The organism is Shewanella sp. Isolate7 (genome assembly GCF_022398425.1).
Taxonomy (GTDB): Bacteria; Pseudomonadota; Gammaproteobacteria; order Enterobacterales; family Shewanellaceae; genus Shewanella.
Genome location: NZ_JAKEVJ010000151.1, coordinates 1 through 1,792 on the forward strand (window position 1 = coordinate 1; position 1,792 = coordinate 1,792).

2 protein-coding genes are annotated in these 1,792 nt (G+C 51.7%); both read right to left on the reverse strand.

Annotated features, from left to right (window positions below):
- A partial coding sequence (locus tag L1D47_RS20530; RefSeq protein ID WP_239886605.1) for a transposase occupies positions 1-120 on the reverse strand: 120 nt, incomplete at its 3' end.
- 179 nt (positions 121-299) lie between these two features.
- The gene (locus L1D47_RS20535) at positions 300-1,568 is read right to left on the reverse strand and encodes a dicarboxylate/amino acid:cation symporter (protein ID WP_239886604.1); all 1,269 of its coding nucleotides are present in this window, start codon (positions 1,566-1,568) and stop codon (positions 300-302) included.
- Between the last annotated feature and the right edge of the window lie 224 nt (positions 1,569-1,792).

Sequence of the window (1,792 nt, forward strand, 5' to 3'; positions counted from 1 at the left end):
ACTCCGATGAACCTCTTTCCCCACGTTCCCTTTTAGGATCCTATATCTATACTTTGGAGTCCAAACTATGTGATATTGGCACCTGTAGAAAACATGCGACGCTGACTCGTATCTGCTCATGCTATTTACCTCTCTTTATTTGCTGGTTACAAACAAAGTCAGTATTTAGCATGAGCAACCTTCAGGCATAGCCTAAATCGGACGTTCACCACCTCCATAGGAGGTGGTTTTAGAATGACAATAAAAAGGCCCGCCAGAGGCGAGCCAATTATCGATAAAACGAAATAGTAAGATTAACCTTAACTAACCTCACTGGTACGAGGCACAGCGACAGCCTGCTCCTCTTCATGGGCGTTCTCTGTGGCATCCACTATGGTGAGCACGGCAGCGTCACCAACGACATTACAAGAGGTCAGCACCATGTCGATCAGTCTATCCAGCGCCGCAACAATAACGAAGGCCTCTACTGGCAGACCCATCTGGTGGATCAGCACGCCTATCATCACCATGCCGCCACCTGGCACCCCACCGGCCCCAACAGACAGCAGGAAGATACTAAACAATAAGGCGGGCAACTGATCCATAGCGATAGGAGCACCGAAGGAGTTGGCCACGAAAAAGATGGCAATAGTGATATAGATAGAGACGCCGCCCATGTTCATGGTCGCCCCAAGCGGCACGCCGAAACCGGCCACAGCACGCTTTACGCCCAGCTTCTCGGTAAGCGTACGCATGGTAACAGGAATCGTGGCATTCGAGCTGGCGGTCGACAGGGAGAAGAGGATCTGCTCCTGGGTCTTGGCGCGGAAGGTCTTGGCCGATACCGGCGTAAACAGGCTTACCGCCCAAGGATAGACCACGAAGATCCACAGCAACAGGAGGCTGAGGATCACCACCAGGTATTCAATCACACTGAGGAAGAGGCTCGCCTCCAGGGTTGCGCCCAGCTTAAACATCAGGGCAAACACACCAATCGGGGCCAGCTGCATCACCACGCTGATAAGCTTCATCATCAGCTTGTTGCCTTCCATGAAGCCCTGCTGCAGTAGCGGCACGGCGCCGTCCATCGCCTTGATCACACCACCCACCAGCAGCGCCATGAAGATCACCTGTAGCATGTTGCCAGAGGTGAAGGCGGCGATAGGATTGCTCGGCACTATGTTGACGATCAGCTGCATCAGGTTAGGCAGTTCGGTGGCGGTGATCTCGGCGCCCGTACCGCCAGTCATGTCGACCCCGAGTCCCGGCTTCAGTAGCAGGGCGACCGTCAGGGCGGCGAAGATGGCGACCAGTGTATTGATGATATAGAAACCGAAGGTCTTGCTGCCCAGGCGACCAAAGCTCTTGAGGTCGTCCAGCTCCAGCACACCACAGACTATGCTGACGAAAACTAAGGGCACCACCATCATCATGATCATGTTGACGAACATGGTACCTATGCCGGAGGCGACCTCGACCAGGGTGCCGGAAAAGAACCCGACATCGGCCAAGAAATATTGAATGATGCTACCCAGAATCAGGCCAGAAAACAGACCGATAAAGATGCGCGTTGAAAGTGATTTTGTCATATGCTCGCCTTGTTTTGCTGCGCATCTATCGTGCGCTTTTTCTTCTCCATCTAACGTGGAGATAGTGATGAGAGTCGTGGCTCTGCCGTTACTGGTCAGTGATAGTGGATCATGCTAGTGATAATTTCAATCACAATCTGGGCAAGTTAACAGATCACAAACGGCAACATAAACGCAAAACAAAGCGCAAGAACATGATTTTTAAATAAAAATAACTATATTAG

Excerpts from the sequence above, each read along its gene's own strand:
- L1D47_RS20535 (WP_239886604.1), bottom strand. The coding sequence starts at position 1,568 with ATGACAAAATCACTTTCAACGCGCATCTTTATCGGTCTGTTTTCTGGC.